This window comes from Urechidicola vernalis (genome assembly GCF_031846385.1).
Classification (GTDB): domain Bacteria; phylum Bacteroidota; class Bacteroidia; order Flavobacteriales; family Flavobacteriaceae; genus Urechidicola; species Urechidicola vernalis.
Window position 1 is genome coordinate 1 of sequence record NZ_JAVRHV010000027.1, and the last position, 719, is coordinate 719.

At 33.5% G+C, this 719-nt stretch carries 1 protein-coding gene; it reads left to right on the top strand.

Going from position 1 to position 719, the window contains the following annotated elements:
- Positions 1-584, top strand: a 584-nt coding sequence (locus tag RM519_RS13955) for a hypothetical protein (protein WP_311594441.1), incomplete at its 5' end; no start/stop codon positions are given.
- Between the last annotated feature and the right edge of the window lie 135 nt (positions 585-719).

Consider the following 719-nt stretch of genomic DNA (forward strand, 5'->3'; position numbering starts at 1 on the left):
TAAGCAAGCTGAAAAAACCAGAAATGAACGAAATTTTGAGTTGGAATATTAACAAAGAAAAACTGATTGACTACAAAGCGGAAGGTTGGACCGAAGATTATTTCGTTTCATCACCAAATAATGAATACGGAATTATAGTCTATAATATTGAAGAATGGAGAATGGGAGCTTATGCTGGATTAATCGGAATTTACTCAAACTCTGAAAATCCAAAACTTGAACTGAATTCAAGCCGAACTTGGATATATTTCCAAAACGATAAAACGTTTGATTTCCTTGAAAAATCGGAATGTATAGTTTGTAGAAAACCTGCCCACAATCCGAATAATCCGAAAGGTGGTTTTCCTTTTATTATCATAAATCTGAAAAAGAAAAAATACGCATTCTTTGATTTTGACCCAACATCAATTTATTACGGACTTAAGGAAACGGAAAAAAATAAAGCAAAATTAATTGAGGTTCATCCAAGAGATTTAGAATATCTGAACAGAGAAAAACGGACAAACGAAATTGTGGATTTAGAAAAATTAAAATGGCTCGACTTGATTGACTTTGACCGAGCATTGGAAAAATATTATGAATAATAAAAGCCAGCTTACAACAATGGCTATAAGTAATTGCTTGTTCTCGCCTACTTCTGAAAATCCTCACGGATTTTCAGTTTGGTGTGTACTTGCAAAGTTAATCGCTAAACCACGCAACTACTCATAGCCGATACC